General features: G+C 47.0%; 16 protein-coding genes. 8 read left to right on the plus strand and 8 right to left on the minus strand.

All coding sequences use genetic code 11. The features are described from left to right. Positions 1-11: 11 nt before the first annotated feature. From cyoE to YWE_RS0114410, 4 genes are all read left to right on the plus strand, one after another. On the plus strand, positions 12-902 hold the full coding sequence (gene cyoE, locus YWE_RS0114395) for a heme o synthase (RefSeq protein WP_029095178.1): 891 nt from the start codon (positions 12-14) through the stop codon (positions 900-902). Positions 903-1,150: 248 nt separating this feature from the next. Continuing rightward, the gene (locus YWE_RS0114400; protein ID WP_029095179.1) at positions 1,151-2,530 is read left to right on the plus strand and encodes an MFS transporter; all 1,380 of its coding nucleotides are present in this window, start codon (positions 1,151-1,153) and stop codon (positions 2,528-2,530) included. A gap of 174 nt (positions 2,531-2,704) precedes the next feature. Further along, positions 2,705-3,715, plus strand: a complete 1,011-nt coding sequence (locus tag YWE_RS0114405; protein ID WP_029095180.1) for a luciferase-like monooxygenase — start codon at positions 2,705-2,707, stop codon at positions 3,713-3,715. An 18-nt stretch (positions 3,716-3,733) separates the two neighbouring features. Continuing rightward, complete coding sequence (locus YWE_RS0114410) at positions 3,734-4,693, plus strand: D-2-hydroxyacid dehydrogenase (protein WP_029095181.1); 960 nt, start codon at positions 3,734-3,736, stop codon at positions 4,691-4,693. A gap of 595 nt (positions 4,694-5,288) precedes the next feature. Here the strand turns inward: YWE_RS0114410 and yedF are convergent. From yedF to rpsO, 8 genes are all read right to left on the minus strand, one after another. Next, positions 5,289-5,549, minus strand: coding sequence for a sulfurtransferase-like selenium metabolism protein YedF (yedF, locus tag YWE_RS0114415; RefSeq protein ID WP_036016147.1), 261 nt, complete (start codon positions 5,547-5,549; stop codon positions 5,289-5,291). Next, positions 5,546-6,877 (minus strand): selenium metabolism membrane protein YedE/FdhT, encoded by a 1,332-nt coding sequence (yedE, locus tag YWE_RS0114420; protein WP_227659981.1) that lies wholly within the window; start codon positions 6,875-6,877, stop codon positions 5,546-5,548. Before yedE ends, yedF begins: the two co-directional genes overlap by 4 nt. Before the next feature lie 176 nt (positions 6,878-7,053). Continuing rightward, positions 7,054-7,815 carry a hypothetical protein gene (locus YWE_RS0114425; protein WP_029095184.1) on the minus strand — a complete coding sequence of 254 codons (762 nt, stop codon included), beginning with the start codon at positions 7,813-7,815 and terminating at the stop codon, positions 7,054-7,056. 240 nt (positions 7,816-8,055) lie between these two features. Further along, positions 8,056-9,987 (minus strand): DEAD/DEAH family ATP-dependent RNA helicase, encoded by a 1,932-nt coding sequence (locus tag YWE_RS0114430; RefSeq protein ID WP_029095185.1) that lies wholly within the window; start codon positions 9,985-9,987, stop codon positions 8,056-8,058. Further along, complete coding sequence (gene yrbN / locus YWE_RS31950) at positions 9,980-10,057, minus strand: protein YrbN (RefSeq protein WP_099044364.1); 78 nt, start codon at positions 10,055-10,057, stop codon at positions 9,980-9,982. Before yrbN ends, YWE_RS0114430 begins: the two co-directional genes overlap by 8 nt. Before the next feature lie 102 nt (positions 10,058-10,159). Further along, entirely contained in the window at positions 10,160-11,047 is an 888-nt protein-coding gene (gene nlpI / locus YWE_RS0114435; RefSeq protein WP_029095186.1) for a lipoprotein NlpI, read from the minus strand. A gap of 158 nt (positions 11,048-11,205) precedes the next feature. Continuing rightward, entirely contained in the window at positions 11,206-13,323 is a 2,118-nt protein-coding gene (gene pnp / locus YWE_RS0114440; RefSeq protein WP_029095187.1) for a polyribonucleotide nucleotidyltransferase, read from the minus strand. Between the two features lie 295 nt (positions 13,324-13,618). After that, entirely contained in the window at positions 13,619-13,888 is a 270-nt protein-coding gene (gene rpsO / locus YWE_RS0114445) for a 30S ribosomal protein S15 (RefSeq protein ID WP_029095188.1), read from the minus strand. A gap of 443 nt (positions 13,889-14,331) precedes the next feature. Here rpsO and YWE_RS0114450 point away from each other — a divergent pair, with 443 nt between their 5' ends. Genes YWE_RS0114450 through YWE_RS0114465 form a run of 4 tightly spaced genes read left to right on the plus strand, consistent with a single transcriptional unit; the run spans position 14,332 to position 18,388 of the window. Continuing rightward, positions 14,332-15,138 (plus strand): BPSS1780 family membrane protein, encoded by an 807-nt coding sequence (locus YWE_RS0114450; RefSeq protein ID WP_036016150.1) that lies wholly within the window; start codon positions 14,332-14,334, stop codon positions 15,136-15,138. A gap of 40 nt (positions 15,139-15,178) precedes the next feature. Then, positions 15,179-15,871, plus strand: a complete 693-nt coding sequence (locus YWE_RS27370) for an RDD family protein (protein WP_036016153.1) — start codon at positions 15,179-15,181, stop codon at positions 15,869-15,871. After that, complete coding sequence (locus YWE_RS0114460; RefSeq protein ID WP_029095190.1) at positions 15,868-16,866, plus strand: stage II sporulation protein M; 999 nt, start codon at positions 15,868-15,870, stop codon at positions 16,864-16,866. The genes YWE_RS27370 and YWE_RS0114460 overlap by 4 nt, the downstream gene beginning before the upstream one ends. Then, positions 16,856-18,388 carry a DUF4129 domain-containing protein gene (locus YWE_RS0114465; protein WP_029095191.1) on the plus strand — a complete coding sequence of 511 codons (1,533 nt, stop codon included), beginning with the start codon at positions 16,856-16,858 and terminating at the stop codon, positions 18,386-18,388. The genes YWE_RS0114460 and YWE_RS0114465 overlap by 11 nt, the downstream gene beginning before the upstream one ends. Position 18,389 lies beyond the last annotated feature (1 nt).

Below are 18,389 nucleotides of genomic sequence, written 5' to 3' on the forward strand. Positions count from 1 at the left end.
GAGCTAATCTGATGATTAAGAAATATCTGTTAGTCACTAAACCGGGCATCATTTTTGGCAATATGGTCTCCGTCATCGGTGGTTTCCTCCTCGCGTCCCAAGGGCGCGTGGACTTCGTGTTACTGTTTGCTACCATCATCGGCGTATCTTTAGTTGTGGCCTCCGGCTGTGTGTTTAACAACTATATCGACAGAGACATCGATTGCATGATGGAAAGAACCAAGAATCGAGTTCTGGTTAAAGGACTCATTTCTCCGGTGAATACCATCCTGTATGCCTGTCTGCTGGGCGTGGCTGGCTTTGGGTTACTCTACTTTTATACCAATATGCTGGCCGTGCTGTTTGCCGTGCTGGGGTTTGTTATTTACGTCGGGCTATATAGCCTGTATTTAAAACGCAAATCAGTATACGGAACCCTAATCGGTAGCTTGTCCGGTGCAGCGCCGCCGGTCATCGGTTATTGTGCCGTAAGCAATCAGTTTGATGCCGGTGCCTTGATCCTGTTAGTGATCTTTAGCCTGTGGCAAATGCCTCACTCTTATGCGATCGCTATCTTTCGCTACAAAGACTATCTGGCGGCCTCGATACCGGTGCTTCCGGTTAAACGAGGTATTCCGGTCACTAAGCACCACATTACTCTGTATATCATCGCATTTATCGTTGCGACACTGATGCTGACGATCAGTGGATATGCAGGTTACAGTTATCTGGTCGTGGCTGCGGTTGTCGGTATCGGCTGGTTAGTTATGGCATTAAGCGGATATACCACAACGGACAATCGGATTTGGGCAAGAAAGCTATTTATCTTCTCCATTATCGCGATTACCACGTTAAGTATTATGATGTCAGTAGATTATTCACAGGCAACCATCTCGGAATCATTAATGACCTTAGTCTGGTAACTGTTGAGCTTTGCCCGGTGGCCATATAAACGCTATATGGCCACCGGTTTACTGAATTAACTTAATCATTCCCCCCGCCTTTTAGCCATAATGGACACCCTGCGCATTATCCTTTCCATCTAAATACTCACTTATTTACATCAGATAAAGATACAATGTCGGGTAATGAATAGTTTCCCCGCTCATCTCGTTCCGGGCAACAGTACAGGGGTCGAACTCTTTAGTGACTTAAGGCTATTTGAGGTGATATGAACGATTATAAGATGGTCCCCGAAGAACGCCGTGCGACATGGGGGCTAGGCCTGGTTTTCTCGCTGCGCATGCTTGGCATGTTTATGGTACTTCCGGTGTTAACCACCTACGGAATGGCTCTTTCCGGTGCAACCAAGCCGCTCATCGGCATTGCTATTGGCATCTACGGTCTGACCCAGGCTATTTTTCAGATTCCCTTTGGGCTAATTTCCGATCGCGTTGGTCGTAAGCCTCTGATTGTTGGTGGCCTGCTGGTATTCGCTATCGGCAGTATTGTTGCCGCCACCAGCGACTCAATCTGGGGAATTATTCTCGGACGCGCACTGCAAGGCTCAGGGGCGATTGCTGCCGCAGTAATGGCCCTATTGTCAGATCTCACCAGAGAACAGAACCGAACTAAAGCCATGGCGTTTATCGGGGTGAGTTTTGGCATTACCTTTGCCGTTGCCATGGTGCTGGGCCCGATTATTACCCATGCCTTTGGCCTGAGCGCGCTGTTTTGGGGCATCGCCGCACTGGCAATTGTCGGCATTATTATTACGCTGACCGTAATACCCAATCCTTCCAGCCATATGCTTAACCGTGAATCAGGCATCGTTAAAGGCAGCTTCGGGAAGGTATTAAATAACAGCCGGCTGTTAAAGCTGAATTTTGGCATTCTGTGTCTGCATACATTACTGATGGCGACCTTTTTGGCATTGCCGGTTGCCATGGAAAATGCCGGGTTCCCGCCGGCAGAGCATTGGAAGGTCTATCTGGTTACCATGCTGGTTTCTTTTATTGCAGTTGTGCCCTTCATCATAATTGCTGAAAAAAAACGCAAAATGAAGCAGGTATTTGTCATCTGTGTCGCATTGCTTTTTATATCAGAGACTATACTTTGGTCCAGCGGACAACGCTTGTGGATCATATTCGCCGGCGTTCAGCTATTTTTTATCGCTTTCAACATAATGGAAGCCATTTTACCTTCGCTTATCAGTAAAGAATCGCCTGCCGGTTACAAAGGGACTGCAATGGGCGTCTATTCCACCAGCCAGTTTATCGGCGTTGCTCTCGGTGGAAGTTTAGGAGGATGGCTATTTGGTATCAACGGCGTTAACACCGTTTTTATCGGCGGCATCATTCTTTGTGCACTGTGGTTTGCCGTGAGTATCACGATGAAACAGCCGGCCTACGTCAGTAGCTTACGCATTGAGTTACCCGAGTCTGCACTGGAAGATAATTTACTGGAGAGTTACCTGAAAATGAGTGCCGGAGTTAATGAAGTGGTTATCGTCCCGACAGAGCGCTCAGCCTATATCAAAATAGATTCAGGAAAAACAAGTCGTGCCAAGTTAGAACAGCTAATCAGCTCGTATCAGTCCCAGCCGGCATAATCCGACTGGAATAAACCCAAAATAATTCGAGTTGCTTGTAGGCGCAAGTCCAAGAGTCACCTGGAGCATAGCTGACTATGTGACTGGTGCGAGTGGACGCAGTCAACACCCAAGCAACTTGAAATATGACGGGTATAAACTATTTTATTAATAGCGATCGCGGAGATTACCAATATGTCTGATTCTTCTACCGTACCTCTATCCGTCCTTGACCTATCACCGATTACCCAGGGCAGTACCATTCCTCAGGCTTTTAATCGTTCACGTGAACTTGCTATTCAGGCTGAAAAGCTAGGCTACCATCGTTATTGGATGGCTGAACACCATAATATGACCGGCATCGGCAGCGCCGCGACCTCCGTTTTACTCGGCTATATTGCCGGAGCAACGTCAACAATCCGAGTCGGTTCCGGTGGCGTAATGTTACCAAACCATGCGCCATTAGTGATTGCAGAGCAATTTGGTACGCTTGAGTCGTTATATCCGGGCCGTATCGATTTAGGTTTAGGCCGAGCCCCCGGAACCGATCAGGTTACCGCTCAGGCGCTAAGACGAAGCAAAAATGGCGCAGCAGAGCACTTCCCTGACGATGTGCTAGAGCTACAAAGCTATTTTGACGATGCTCTGCCACATCAGCAGGTTAAAGCCGTTCCCGGCCAAGGGCTTCGCGTACCTATTTGGCTTCTCGGTTCAAGCCTCTACAGCGCGCAGTTAGCTGCTAAGCTCGGATTACCCTTTGCTTTTGCCTCACACTTTGCGCCGGATATGCTGCTTCAGGCTTTAGCGTTGTATCGCGAAAACTTTAAACCGTCGGCTGCGCTGGCTAAACCCTATGCCATGGTCTGTATAAACGTTGTTGCCGCGGACACGACCCACGAAGCTAAATTTATTTTCACCTCGCTACAGCAGCAGTTTATTCATCTGCTGCGCGGTACCCCGGGTCCGTTACCGCGCCCGGTAGAAGATATTTCATCGGTGGTTGCCCGCCACGAGCTTTACAGCGCAGACCATACGCTGAGCCTGTCCGTAGTGGGTGATAAAGAAACGGTTCGTACAGGTTTGCAGAATCTACTGAAAGAAACTCAGGCTGATGAACTGATGATTAACGGCCAGATTTACGACCATCAGGCCCGTATGCACTCATTTAAGATTATTTCAGAAATCGGCCCTGACCTGACCAGATAATGGATGACGTGGTGAATAATGAAGATTGTAATATTAGATGGTGAAACGCTAAATCCCGGAGATATCTCTTGGCACGTTTTCAATAAGCTCGGTGATGTCGCAGTGTATGACCGTACACCAGAGAAACTCATCGTCCAGCGAATTGGCGATGCTGAAGCGGTTTTCACCAATAAAACGCCAATATCGGCCCAGACAATTGAGCAATGTCCGTCAGTTAAATTTATTGGCGTGCTGGCAACCGGCTATAACGTGGTAGATATAAAAGCGGCACATAAGCAATCTATCGTGGTGTGCAACGTTCCCAGCTACGGCACGATGGCCGTTGCTCAATATGCCACCGGACTGCTGCTGGAACTTTGCCACCATATCGGAGAACACAGCAGCGACGTTCGATCCGGTGGCTGGTGTGGCAGGCTTGATTTCTGCTACTGGCACTCGCCGCTGATCGAGCTTATGGGCAAGAAGCTAGGGTTAATTGGCTACGGCCGGATTGGCTCAGCCTTTGCCAAAATCGCCCAGGCGCTGGGAATGGAAGTGCTGGTTTATACTCCGAGCGGTAAAAGCGCTGAGGCACATTCCGACGTCAAATTTACCAGCCTTGATGAGCTATTAGCTGAGTCTGATGTTATCAGCCTGCACTGCCCGCTGACGATTGATAACGCAGGGCTCATTAACCGTCAATCCATTGCCAAAATGAAAGACGGAGCCATGCTGATCAACACCGCTCGCGGCGGACTGATTGTCGAACACGAACTGGCTGAAGCATTAAACACCGGGAAACTCTCCGGCGCAGCGCTCGATGTATTAGCAGCAGAGCCTCCGCCAAACAACAACCCGCTGCTTAATGCCCGCAACTGTATTATTACACCGCATATCGCATGGGCTCCGAAAGAAGCGCGAATCCGGCTAATGGGGATCGCCGCCGAAAATTTGGAAAAGTTCCTTGCAGGAACCCCACAAAATATCGTCAGCAAGTAAAAAAACGGGCCTTAATGGCCCAATGCTTGTCAGTTAAGGGCCATAACACAGTGGGCAGTCTAGCTACCACCCAACCATCACACTCGCCCCTAAACTATTGCCCTAAGGTCGCCATCCCCGTGAAAACGGGAACGCGAGCCGTAGGCGAAGCAAACATTCGCATAGCCAATGTCCCACAGGGTAAGCGAAGCGAATCATCCTATCCTTAACCGAGCGCTAATTGGTGAGTAAAACCTGGATCCCCGTTTTCACGGGGATGACGAGGGAGGGGCTTGTGTATAAGAGGCTGGTTGAACAAAACGGGCCAGCTCTTAGGCTAAGTACCAGTTGGTTAGCTACACCTGAATCCCGGCTTTCGCCGGGATGACGAGGGAGAGGCTTGTATATAAGAGGCTGGTTGAAAAAAGGAGCCAGCTCTTAGGCTAAGTGCCGGTTGGTTAGCTACACCTGAACCCCGGCTTTCGCCGGGATGACCAGGGAGGGGCTTGTGTATAAGAGGCTGGTTGAAAAAAGGGGCCAGCTCTTAGGCTAAGAGCCAGCTGGTTAGCTAAAATTTGTGTCCCGACTTTCACCGGGATGACAATATTAGCTCTCACTACTTACGGATCAAATAACGAATCGTCGGTCCGTCCTGTTGAATATCGAGCACTTCATAGCCATGATTTTTAGCATCAAGAGGGATGTTATTGATCGACTGTGGGCAATCGCTCACCACCTCCAGTATTTCACCTGATTTAAGCTGTGGCATAGCTTCAAGCGTGGCAACTGCAGGATATGGACAAGGTTCACCCACCATATCTAAACGATAATCCGGAACGATATTCTTAACATCGACATCATTTATATTGGCGGTCATACAGACTCCTTACTTGCCTGAAGAGATAGCGACTGAGTAGCATTTTTTCTGGCGAAGAAGCGTTTTTCCCACCACAGCATAGAGGCAAAAGCTAAGCCTAATAGCAGATAAGTCACCAGTAATCCGCCATATGGGCCGAAGGTATCCAGCAAGTTAACTTTGTCATAATTAGTGGCTAATGCCGGTGCCAGATCGTCCCAATAATAGGCCAGAACGGTGGCACCAATAATATTACCGATACCAACCCACCAGTAGTGAATCTGTCCTTCTACCGCACGATACATCCAGCCCGTTTCACAACCGCCGGCCAGAACAATACCAAAACCAAAGAGTAAGCCTCCCAGTACCGCATTCGGGCCCGCCCATAAAATCTTAGGTTGAGCGCCCATTTGTACATAGCTAAAAATACCGATGGCACTAACGGCCATACCAATAATTATCGCTTTAGCCATATGCGTTCGGCCGGTGATCCACAGATCGCGGAAAGCAGAGGTAAAACAGATTTGCGCTCGTTCAATCAGTAAGCCAAATCCCAGGCCAAACAGCATTGCCAGCCCGAGTTTAGGACTGTCGGTGACCTTAACCATTCCCCAAATAACAATGGCAAAAAATATCACCATACCGATTCTAAAGCGGCGGCGAGCTTGCTCTGGCTTTTGAGTCAGCGGTGAAGCCGCGCTGACTTTTTGCAGTTTGACCGGAATGCGAAACATCGGTAGCAGAGTAAAGCGCGCACCAAAATATGAACCGACGGCGGTTGCCAACGCAAAAAACCATGCGTGCAGAGAGAACTGAGGAATACCGGTGAAGAACGCAGCTAGGTTACACCCCATCGCCAGACGAGCGCCAAAGCCGGCGATAATGCCACCAAGCAGAGCCTGAAAAATTCGGACTTTATGCTGTGGTAAGCGTAGCTTAATATTATTAGCCCACAGAGCGGCGGCAATACAACCACCAAACATACCAATAATCATCATGCCATCGATGCGGTCCAGCGGAGTACCTTCAAAACCAATGGTTTTAAAATATCCCCATTCATGAGGATTGGCACCAAACAACTCCGCAATATGTCCGCCCCAGCGGGTAAACTCGCCGGTCACGGCCCAAAAAGTGCCGGTTAGTCCAAAGTAGTAAGTTGAAAGTATTCCGGCTGCGATAACCGCAGGAAGGGGTGCCCAGAACCTTATCAGGTATTGGGTTTTAAAATCTTGCCAACGCATAGATCTCTTATCCTTGAAAAAATTATTTAATTCAATAATTGTTCTCAATAGTGATAAGCCAATCTTAATCAGGAACAGTATCAGAACTTGCCAGCCATAGGGCGACAAACAAGATAAGAATTGACGTATTGCAGTATTAAGTAACTAAGCCAACTTCAGTAAATAAAGCCGCGATAGTTTACCCAAAAATGTGTCTGAATACAGTGATACTTTTGGGGTATATCTATATAACAGCAATAAAAAAACGACCTGGAGGTCGTTTTTTTATTGGTTCTTGAAACTGATTACTTAAGCAGTTCAACCACTTTATCAGAGAAATAATCCACTGACAGAGTGTAGTCTTGCCCCATAATCTGGCCACGGCCATACCAGTTAATACCACCGAGTTGCAGGCTTAATCCCTGTACATCAAAATGGAACAAGTAGCCGGTAGAACTGTTAAAGGTGAACTGATTATTTTGCATCTGCAGCAAATTAAATTGCAGGCCAGCCTGATAATGAATCTGTACGCGCTCAAGATAAACCGGTGCAAGCACGCCAAATAAACGAATAACTTCGGCACGATAACCGTCAACCGTTAAGCCTTCTGGTAATACACGAGCAATAAGGGCAAAAATATCCGCATTAGCCAGAGAAATTGCTAACTTAGTGGTTAATGAAGTCGTCAGCTTTTCCTGATTTACCTGAAACTCCGGCGCGTCACCCTTAGTTTTGTCTTTGGCATCTTTAGCTAATGGCTCTAAAAACTCACCTAAATTAGGGGCGATCAGAACGGTAGTGGCAATATAAGCAGCACAGGCAACCGCTTGTTCCGGACGACTTTCACCCAAAAACAGAGCAAATTCATTATCAGCGGTAGCCTTGATCTTGTTATCTTTAAGATATTTAGCAATATCAGCTTCAGTTTTCTCACCGCGAACCAGCGCACATAACATATTCATATGCCCGTCATGACGACCACCCTGGAAAACCGGGGCAATAGACATCACAGCACTTTGGATAATAGGTAACGCAGGAATAGGTAAAATGTTCTTTGCAATTTTCATGGGTATTGATCCGTCAGTAGAAAATGTGTTTATGATTCCTTGCTCTATAATCTTTTATCTTTCTTACTAGAAAACTAAATTTCTGAACAAGAAAAAACCATAAAGATGATATGTGCTGCGGGATCATACTTAGTTTAATAAAAAAGCACCAGATGAAGATATCACCTGATGCTTTTTTTTGATTCATGATAATTGTTTAATTTCTTGTCAATCTTAAACTATTGTCAATAACGATAAAGATTAGTCGTTGCTTGGGCGACGACGAGGTGCGCTTTGTGCACCATCACGCCGTGGGCCACGCGGAGCACCATCACGAGGACCGGCGCTACGCTCACGGCCAGGACCTGAAGAACGACGATCTGCACCACCGCCACCAAATGGACGACGATCGCCCGCACCTGCACCAGCGCTATCACGATCGCGACGCGGAGCACCGCTACGACGAGGTTCACCGGCAGGAGCATCACCAATGAGTTGCATATTTAACGGTTTGTTAAGTACACGCGTCTTAGTGAAATGCTGTAGCAGGTCGCCCGGCATGCCTTTAGGCAATTCAATCGTTGAATGGCTGGCATACAGCTTGATGTTACCGATATAACGGCTGCTGATATCACCTTCATTGGCAATAGCACCAACAATATGGCGAACTTCAACGCCATCATCACGGCCAACTTCAATACGGTACATTTCCATCTCGCCAACGTCACGACGTTCACGACGTGGAGCGGCATCACGGCTATCACCGCTACGCTCTGGACGATCGCCACGGCGTTCGCTGCGACGTTCAAAACGCTCACCGCCACGCTCATCACGCTCGCGGAATTCGCGACGCGGACGACGATCGATTGGCGCATCAGGTGGCAGAATCAGAGGACGTTCACCCTGAGCCATTTTCAGCAATGCGGCAGCTAAGGTTTCAATATCTTGCTCTTCAACCGGCTGAAGTTTGGCCAACAGTGCACGATATTGATCTAAATCGCTGCTTTCCAGTTGCTGATTAACGCGGGTAGCAAACTTCTCTAAACGACGTTTGCTCAGCAGTTCACCTGAAGGTAATTCAACCTCAGGAATAGTCAGCTTCATGGTACGTTCAATATTACGCAGTAAACGACGCTCGCGGTTTTCAACAAACAGCAGCGCGCGACCCGCACGACCCGCACGACCGGTACGACCGATACGGTGAACGTATGACTCTGAATCCATCGGGATATCATAGTTAACAACTAAGCTGATACGTTCAACGTCCAGGCCACGAGCAGCAACGTCGGTTGCAATCAGAATGTCTAAACGACCATTCTTCAGGCGTTCTAACGTTTGCTCACGTAATGCCTGATTCATATCGCCGTTAAGTGCTGCGCTGTTATGGCCGCTACGCTCTAGAGCTTCAGCAACTTCTAACGTTGCGTTCTTAGTACGTACGAAAATAATTGCCGCATCAAAATCTTCCGCTTCAAGGAAGCGAATCAACGCTTCATTTTTGCGTACCCCATGAACAGTCCAATAGCTTTGGCTAATATCAGGCGTATTCACAACGCTTGATTGAATACGGACTTCCTGTGGGTTTTTCATAAAACGACGCGTAATGCGACGAATGGCTTCAGGCATAGTTGCCGAGAATAGCGCGGTCTGATGATCGGCCGGAATCTGCGCCATAATGGTTTCTACGTCATCAATAAAGCCCATACGTAACATTTCATCGGCTTCATCAAGAACCAAGCCTTTCAGCTTAGATAAATCTAAAGTACCGCGTTTCAGGTGATCTAACAGACGACCTGGGGTACCAACAACGATTTGTGGTCCCTGACGCAGAGCGCGTAACTGAACGTCATAACGCTGGCCGCCATATAGAGCAACCACACGAACGCCAGACATATTTTTAGCATATTCAGCGCAGGCTTCTGCAACCTGAACGGCTAATTCACGCGTTGGTGCTAATACCAGAACCTGCGGACAGGCCAGATCAGCTTGAATATTGTTAAGAAACGGCAATGCGAATGCCGCGGTTTTACCGCTACCGGTTTGCGCCATGCCTAATACATCGCGACCTTCCAGTAAATGTGGAATACAAGCCGACTGAATCGGGGATGGTTTTTCATAGCCCATATCGGTCAGAGCTTTTAATAAAGGTGCTGAAAGGCCTAAATCAGCAAAAGAGGTTTCAAACTCAGCCATGTACACGTGCCTCACTAAAAATGGCGGCCAGTCTACATACCTTGTCGAGAAAATACTCAGTCATTTTCATTTAAAAGTGTGAACCAGCTCAAATTGGATTAAAAAACGAACAGAGAAACCTACCTTGCCACCAATAAATGCTAGCAAAGCGATTCTTACTCGTTCGTCGAGTCTATTTTTTATCCGATTCTGATAGGTCGTCTTGTTCTAGCCCAGACAGGGCTAATTCCAACAGTGCATAGCGGTGCTCAACAAAGTTATGTACATTGTTAGCAACCGTCAGTTTGAACAGCGCCATAGCGGTGTTCTTGTCCCCCAGACTTAGGTAATGTTTACCTAAATAGAAGTCAGTTTCACTGAGATGCTCAGCGAGCGAAGTGTTATCCGTTGCTTCTACCTGTAATCGTTCAATCAGCGTTTTTTCACTGATTTTACCCAAGTAGAATTCCACTATAGTCCAGCCCCACGCCCCTCTTTCGGCTAGCTCATAACGCTGTTGAAGCGCTTTTTTTGCTTTGCCAGAGTCGATCTCTTTTTCAGCTAAATAAAGCCATAGAGACCGGAAGGGATCGTTAGGGTCGTCACGATAAAACGCCTGCAGATCATCCTGCGCCAAAAAGTAGCGACCGCCATAATACAAGGCAATCCCTCGGTTTAAACGCGCATAGTTATAAGTTGGATCAAGCTCTAATACAGAATCAAACGCATCATAGGCAGCATCAAAGTTGCCACCCTGCGTCAGATATATCCCTAAATAGTTAAATGCTTCTGGAATATCAGGTCGAATCATTAACGCCTGCGAGAAGTCATTACGTGCCAGTGCCCGTAGCCCTAAGCTATCGAACAACACGCCACGCTCATACAACAGCTGCGCTCTTTCATCGTTTGATAATACCTGACTCGCAAGGATCTGTTCCATGCGGGCCAACATCACTTCCTGTTGCAGCGTTGGCTGCAATGGAACTGCCAAAACGCCGTATTTACGCCCTTCAAGGCTGCTACATCCTGTCAACAGAATGGCTGTTGCGACAATGCAGCACCAGCGCAAAATAGGCTTCATTTAAACTCCCAGAGACAAACGTGGGATAGGTATCCTACCATCCGCTTGCTTTTACACAAGAACTCCCTGTCCCAGTCATACAATCAGTGCCTTACCGTTATCAATGAATAAGGCACTGTGTAATCACCTACGGTAAATATAGCTACCGTATATCACTACTACTCTTCTGATGTTACTGGCGCGTCTTGAGACGGCGCAGTCGCTTCTTTAATGCTTAAGCGAATACGGCCCTGACGGTCAACTTCCATCACTTTAACCTGAACTTCTTGACCAAGTTGCAGGTAATCAGACACTTTCTCTACGCGCTTATCAGCGATTTGAGAAATATGTACTAAACCTTCTTTACCACCAACGATAGCAACGAATGCACCAAAGTCAACAATACGGGTAATCTTACCGGTATATACGCGGTTAACTTCAACGTCAGCAGTGATCTCTTCGATACGGCGAATAGCATGTTTCGCTTTCTCACCGTCGGTAGCAGCAATCTTCACTGTACCGTCATCTTCGATTTCAATTGTTGTACCGGTTTCATCAGTCAGCGCACGAATCACTGAGCCACCTTTACCGATCACATCTTTGATTTTCTCAGGATTGATCTTAATGGTGTGGATACGTGGAGCAAATTGAGAAATATCACCGCGTGGAGCGCCAATAGCCTGTTCCATTACGCCAAGGATATGCAAACGCGCACCTTTAGCCTGGCTCAGAGCTGCTTTCATGATTTCGCGGGTGATACCTTCGATTTTGATGTCCATCTGTAACGCAGAGATACCTTCACGGCTTCCGGCTACTTTAAAGTCCATATCGCCTAAGTGATCTTCATCACCTAAGATATCAGACAGAACAACGAAATTATCGCCATCTTTAACCAGACCCATTGCAATACCAGCAACGGCGGCTTTAATTGGTACACCTGCATCCATCAGTGCTAAAGAAGCACCACACACCGAGGCCATAGATGAAGAACCATTGGACTCAGTGATTTCAGATACGATACGAACGGTATACGGGAAGTCAGCTTGGTCAGGCATTACGGCTAATACGCCGCGCTTAGCAAGACGACCGTGGCCGATTTCACGACGCTTAGGTGAACCAACCATACCTGTTTCACCAACAGAGTACGGAGGGAAGTTATAATGGAACAGGAAGCTGTCAGTACGCTCGCCGGTTAACTCATCAATGTTCTGTGCATCACGGGCAGTACCCAGAGTTGCAGCCACTAATGCCTGAGTTTCACCACGAGTAAACAGTGCTGAACCATGAGTACGTGGTAATACGCCGGTACGAACATCCAGACCGCGAATCATATCTTTTTCGCGACCATCGATGCGTGGCTCACCGCGTAAAACGCGACTACGAACAACGTTCTTCTCAATGCTGCCCAGCATATCTTTAACGTCTGATTCGTCTAAATCTTCGTTTTGAGCTTTCAGCGCTTCAATAACGTCAGACTTAATCACGTCAACCTGAGCGTAGCGCTCTTGCTTATCAGTAATACGGTACGCATCACCTAAACGGCTGCTGGCTAAAGCCTCAACCTGAGCATACAGCTCTTGGTTTACCGCTGGCGCATTCCATTCCCACTTAGGCTTGCCTGCTTCGGCAACCAGTGAGTTAATATTTTCGATAACAACCTGTTGTTGCTCATGACCAAACATCACGGCACCCAACATTTGCTCTTCGCTCAGAAGCCCGGCTTCTGATTCAACCATAAGTACAGCACCTTTAGTACCGGCAACAACCAGATCCAAACGGCTCTCTTTTAGCTCGTCCATGGTTGGGTTCAGTACATATTGGTCATTGATAAAACCAACGCGTGCAGCACCGATAGGTCCGTTGAATGGGATACCTGACAGGCTTAATGCCGCTGAAGTACCGATCATCGCGACGATATCCGGGCTAACCTGTGGGTTAACGGAAACAACGGTAGCAATAACTTGAACTTCGTTCAGGAAGCCTTCTGGGAACAGAGGACGAACCGGACGGTCAATCAGGCGAGCGATTAACGTTTCGCCTTCGCTTGGACGGCCTTCACGGCGGAAGAATCCACCCGGGATACGGCCCGCAGCATAGGTACGTTCTTGATAGTTTACGGTTAGCGGGAAGAATGACTGGCCTTCTTTTGCTTTTTTTGCGCCAACAACGGTAACAAAAACCGCTGTATCATCAACGTTAACCATGACTGCGGCAGTTGCCTGACGTGCCATCATACCTGTTTCTAACGTTACGGTATGTTGACCATATTTAAATTTACGAACAATCGGATTCAGCAAATTATTTTCCTTTCATTTGAATACGCATTTGAATACAGAGCCTGACAAAAGGATTGCCTCTTGTTGGCTAAGATTATATTTGCCCTCAACTGCATCCTCGCGACTAATGAAAATACTAAGTGACTGACATTTATTTATGCCATACACAAAATTGTGTGCTCAATACTTTCATTAGCCGCGCGAATCTCTGCAACAGAAGGACCCAAAAAACTAACGTTCTATCATACTGCTATTAAGCGCTGGATCCTAGAAGAAAGGGGCCATATTCGGCCCCTTTCTCCTGAAACTCATCGACTTAGCGACGCAGACCCAGACTAGCAATTAGTTGAGTATAACGTGCAACGTCTTTACGCTTCAGGTAGTCCAGCAGCTTACGACGCTGAGAAACCATACGCAGCAGACCACGACGACTGTGGTGATCTTTTTTATGCTCAGAGAAGTGGCCTTGCAGGTGGTTAATTTGTGCAGTCAGCAGGGCAACCTGAACTTCTGGTGAACCACTGTCATTTTCGCAACGACCATACTCAGCAACAATCTTAGCTTTTGTTTCAACATTTAGAGACATTGTAGAACTCCAATTTTGGGGATTATAACGAACAAAAAACAGGCGCCGATCTCTAATTCAGCCACCCAATACATAAGCGGACGTATTCTACTCCGCACCCCGTCAGATAGCAAGGTATGCCTTTATTTCCCGTCCAATATATTTAGTCAATATGCAACTAAATAAAGTCGTTATCGGTATAAAATCGCTAACTAATAACCATTAAGTATAGTTTAGAAATATGTTGTCGTGATAAATGAGGAATAAAATCGCTATATCTGCTGTTCATAAGGTGTTCAGGATTGTATCATCACTACTCTTTTATATCAGGCCTGACGCCGGATGCAACACAATACCACACAAATTAAATAGCAAAAAAAATCAAAATCTTTCGCCATTTAAATAGGGATTTGGTTACTCTTAGTTGATTAACCATTAATATGCTTAAGGATAGAAACTCGGCAATGAATTTAGATAAAGAACCCCGTAACCCATACTCACCTCCGGAATCCGGCGTTGACGACGTCATTCAACCGGTCGATAACGGTAATGAAATTTTTATTCCCGGCGCTCAGTCAGTCCCTGCCGGCGAAGGTGTAAACTGGATCGGTCAAGCATGGCATCTAATGAAACCCAAATTTGGCATGTGGATTCTGTTGGGTATCATCGTTTTCCTGATCATGCTGGTGGTACAGGTCATCCCAGTTCTTAATATCGCCACATTGTTTTTAGTACCGATCTTTAACGGCGGCATTATGGCCGTTTGTGAAAAGCAGCGAACTACCGGTATATTCGATCTCGAGTTAATGTTTTCTGGCTTTAAAAAGAATCTTGGTCCGCTAATTGGCGTGGGTGCCATCATGTTCGGCATGATGATGGCCTCTATTATTGTGCTATTTATTTTTGGCGGCAGCGCATTAATAGCCGCTGGAATCGGCAGTAATAGTGAACCCAATATGAGTGCTGCCAGCGCAGGACTGCTGGCTTTCGGCGGGCTAATGATGTTTGTCGTAATGATGGTTGGTTACGCATTAACCTGGTTTGCTCCGGCGCTGATCATGATTCATGATATTCCGTTGGGTAAAGCGGTAAGCATGAGCTTCTCTGCGGTCAAAAAGAATCTTCTTCCCGGCCTGATTTATTTCATTGTGGTGGGCATTATTATGTTTATTGCAATGATACCAATGTTTATTGGCCTTCTTATCGTTATGCCGCTGTTTATGGTGACCTACTACAGCAGCTATCGCAGCCTGTTTATTGCGAATAAATAATTGAGGGCTAGAGCCGGGCAGTTGCCCGGTTCGCTACGTTATGTTAGATACCGTCCGCGATATTACCACGCCAGAACTGATTGAAATCCAGCTACATCCTGCCGGGTTCTTGCCCCGCGCCTTCGCTTTTATGATTGATACCATTCTGCGCTGGCTCATCCTTGCCCTGATTGCTATCCCCAGCCTGTTTATCGGCAAATTTGGCGACGGTATTTTTTTGATATCCCTATTCTTGGTTGAGTGGTTTTATCCCGTCATGTTTGAAGTGCTCAATCGGGGCAGAACGCCGGGCAAACGAGCAATGGGGCTAAAAGTATTACATGATAACGGAACGCCCATTGGCTGGAGTGCTTCGATTATTCGTAACTTTTTGCGTTTTGCCGACTTTTTCCCGCTGTTTTATCTTTTTGGTCTGATTTCTATGCTGATCAATAAAGAGTTCCGCCGGCTGGGTGATATCGTTGCCGGGACCTTAGTGGTGTATAGCGTACCAACATCCTCACTGTTTACCGTTCCGGAAGCCCCGCCCATTAATCCGGACTTTCCGCTATCACGTGAAACACAAAAAATGGTGGTCTCGTTTGCCGAACGAACGCCGGGCTTAACCAAGCCAAGACAAGAAGAGCTGGCCGCATTGCTTCCGGTATTATCGCAATCTATGCAATCAGACCAGCCTCAAGGAGCCGCTCGGTTACTGGGAATCGCTAACTTTTTAATAGGCAGGAAGCCATGAAACAGGAGCGCTTTGAAGCATTACATCATGATGAATGGAATGCTTTTGAAAACTGGTTAGGCCATCGGCTTAAAATAATTAAAAACTATGATGGAAAACCGCCCGTTGCCACCATTGAAGACCACAATATGCCGCACTGTTATCGCAATATTTGCCAACAGTTAGCACTGGCACGAGATCGCGGCTATAGCCTGATATTAATCGAACGGCTACACAATATGGTTCTACAAGGGCATGACATTCTGTATAGCGCAGACAGCGGTATCAGCAAACGAATTTTTCATTATATTGCCGGGGGTTTTGCCGCTGATTTAAGAGAAAATAAACGCTGGGTGATGCTTTCAGCCTTATTGATCCTCGCCCCATGGATAATCATGTTGATTGTGGTCCGAATCTGGCCAGATTTTATTTATATTGTCATGACCCCAGAAGAGGTTCATCAGCTTGATGATATGTATAACAGCACCTATGTTTTAGGGGGTAAGTTAGGGGTATTCAGGGAGTCAGACTCCAACTGGATGATGTTTGGTTTCTATATCTATAACAATATCAGTATCGCTTTCAGAGCCTTTGCCGGTGGACTTTTAGCCGGAATAGGCTCGGTATTCACGCTGGTGTATAACGGCATTTATATGGGCGCCGCCGAAGCCCGCATCGTGAATATTGGCGCAGGCCGAAACTTTTACTCTTTCGTCGTCGGACATAGCGCGTTTGAAATTGGTGGAATTATTATTTCAGGCGCGACGGGGCTAAAGCTGGGCTGGAGCCTGATTGTACCCGGCCGCCTGAGCCGCCCTGACTCGCTAAGAAAGGCTGGCCGTTCAGTGCTCGGGCTAATCTGTGGCAGCGGTATCATGTTACTTATTGCGGCGATGATTGAGGCATTCTGGTCACCCCATAACTTTCCACTGGCGGTGAAACTGTCTGCCGGAGCCTTCTTTTTTATTATTCTGGTGAGCTACTTTATTTTTACGGGGCGACGCCATGCAGCTTGAACGTTTAGCGATAGTTCTGCGCCCCAGACACTCTAATGAAGCCATTGATTTAGGCGTCAGAATTGCCATTAACTGGTTTAAGCCGCTGTATGGTGCCTGGCTCAGTTTCACCCTGCCAATTATCGCCATTTTGTGGCTATTATTAAGCTGGGCAGACGCCAGCCACTTTACAATATTATTCACTATTTGGTGGATGAAACCTTTATACGACCGGATAGCACTATTTGTTATTAGCCGCGCCGTTTTTGGTGACGCGCCAACGGTAGCAAAAAGTCTCAGAGCCATACCCACCCTGTTGACCAAAACCGGCTTATTCCGAGCGCTTACCTGGGCAAGGTTCACCCCTTATCGCTCATTGACAATGCCGGTCGATGTACTTGAAGGAATACGCGGTCGCAGCGCACGACTAAGACGCGGCGCCATCTCAAACTATATTGGTGTGAATGCAGTATTTCTGACGCTGGCAGGCTTTATTATTGAACAGGTATTTCCTATCTGTGCAATGGCCTTTATGGCTATGCTGTCTATTGATGGCAGTATCAGCGCCGACATTATTATCGACATATTAGAGGGTGATATAGACTCTCTATACGCTCTGCCGGTCGGGTTATATATTTTAGGCATGTTGCTGTGGGAACCTATTTATGTCGCTGCCGGATTCTCCCTCTATCTGAAAAGAAGAAGCGATCTTGAAGCCTGGGATATTGAATTACAGTTCCGCAAAATGGAGAAAAAACGGAATAAGACATCCTCTACCCTATTAGGTCTGGCTTTAGTGATATTCGGATTGGGATTGGTTAGCCCGATGACCAGCTATGCCTCCGAAGATAATCAGTCAACCAGAGCACAGGCCATTGAGCAATCACCTCAAACATTAAAAGAGATCCTTCAACAGTCGGAATACGGCGGAAAAATCGTTAAGGAACATCTGAAATTTAATAACGATAAAGAAAAGAAAAAAGACAAAGAAAAGGAAAGCCCGAAAAAACCGCGGCCTAAGCCTGCGGAATATACCAACCAGGGCGCCTTTAGCGGCATCGCAGGCGTGAGCCAAATTATTCTCTGGGTCGGGCTGGCGCTCATTATTGGCACAATAATCTATTTTATCTTAATGCGTTTACCGGTTTTGGAACAGCAAAAGAAAAAGCAGTTCAAACCGCCAGCCGAAATTGCCGGTTTAGATATCCAACCGGAATCTTTACCTCAAAATATTGCTGAAGTTGCTCTGTCTATGATTCGTCAGGGCGATTCACGCGCGGCACTCAGCCTACTGTTTCGCGCCTCCCTGTCGGTTCTCGCCCATAGAGATCGAATAGCCTTTCACTCGTCGGACACAGAACAAGACTGCATCCGCAGAATTAAACGATCTCACCTTCAAAGCGCAGATTTCTTTATTGCCCTGACTCAGCTTTGGCTGGCTCAGGCCTATGCCCATCGCTCACCCAACATCGATAAACTCGAGCGTTTATGTCTGGAATGGCCAACCCACTTCGATCATCAGTCACAGTGGGAGGCGAAATAAG

This window comes from Budvicia aquatica DSM 5075 = ATCC 35567 (assembly GCF_000427805.1).
In the GTDB taxonomy this organism is placed as follows: domain Bacteria; phylum Pseudomonadota; class Gammaproteobacteria; order Enterobacterales; family Enterobacteriaceae; genus Budvicia; species Budvicia aquatica.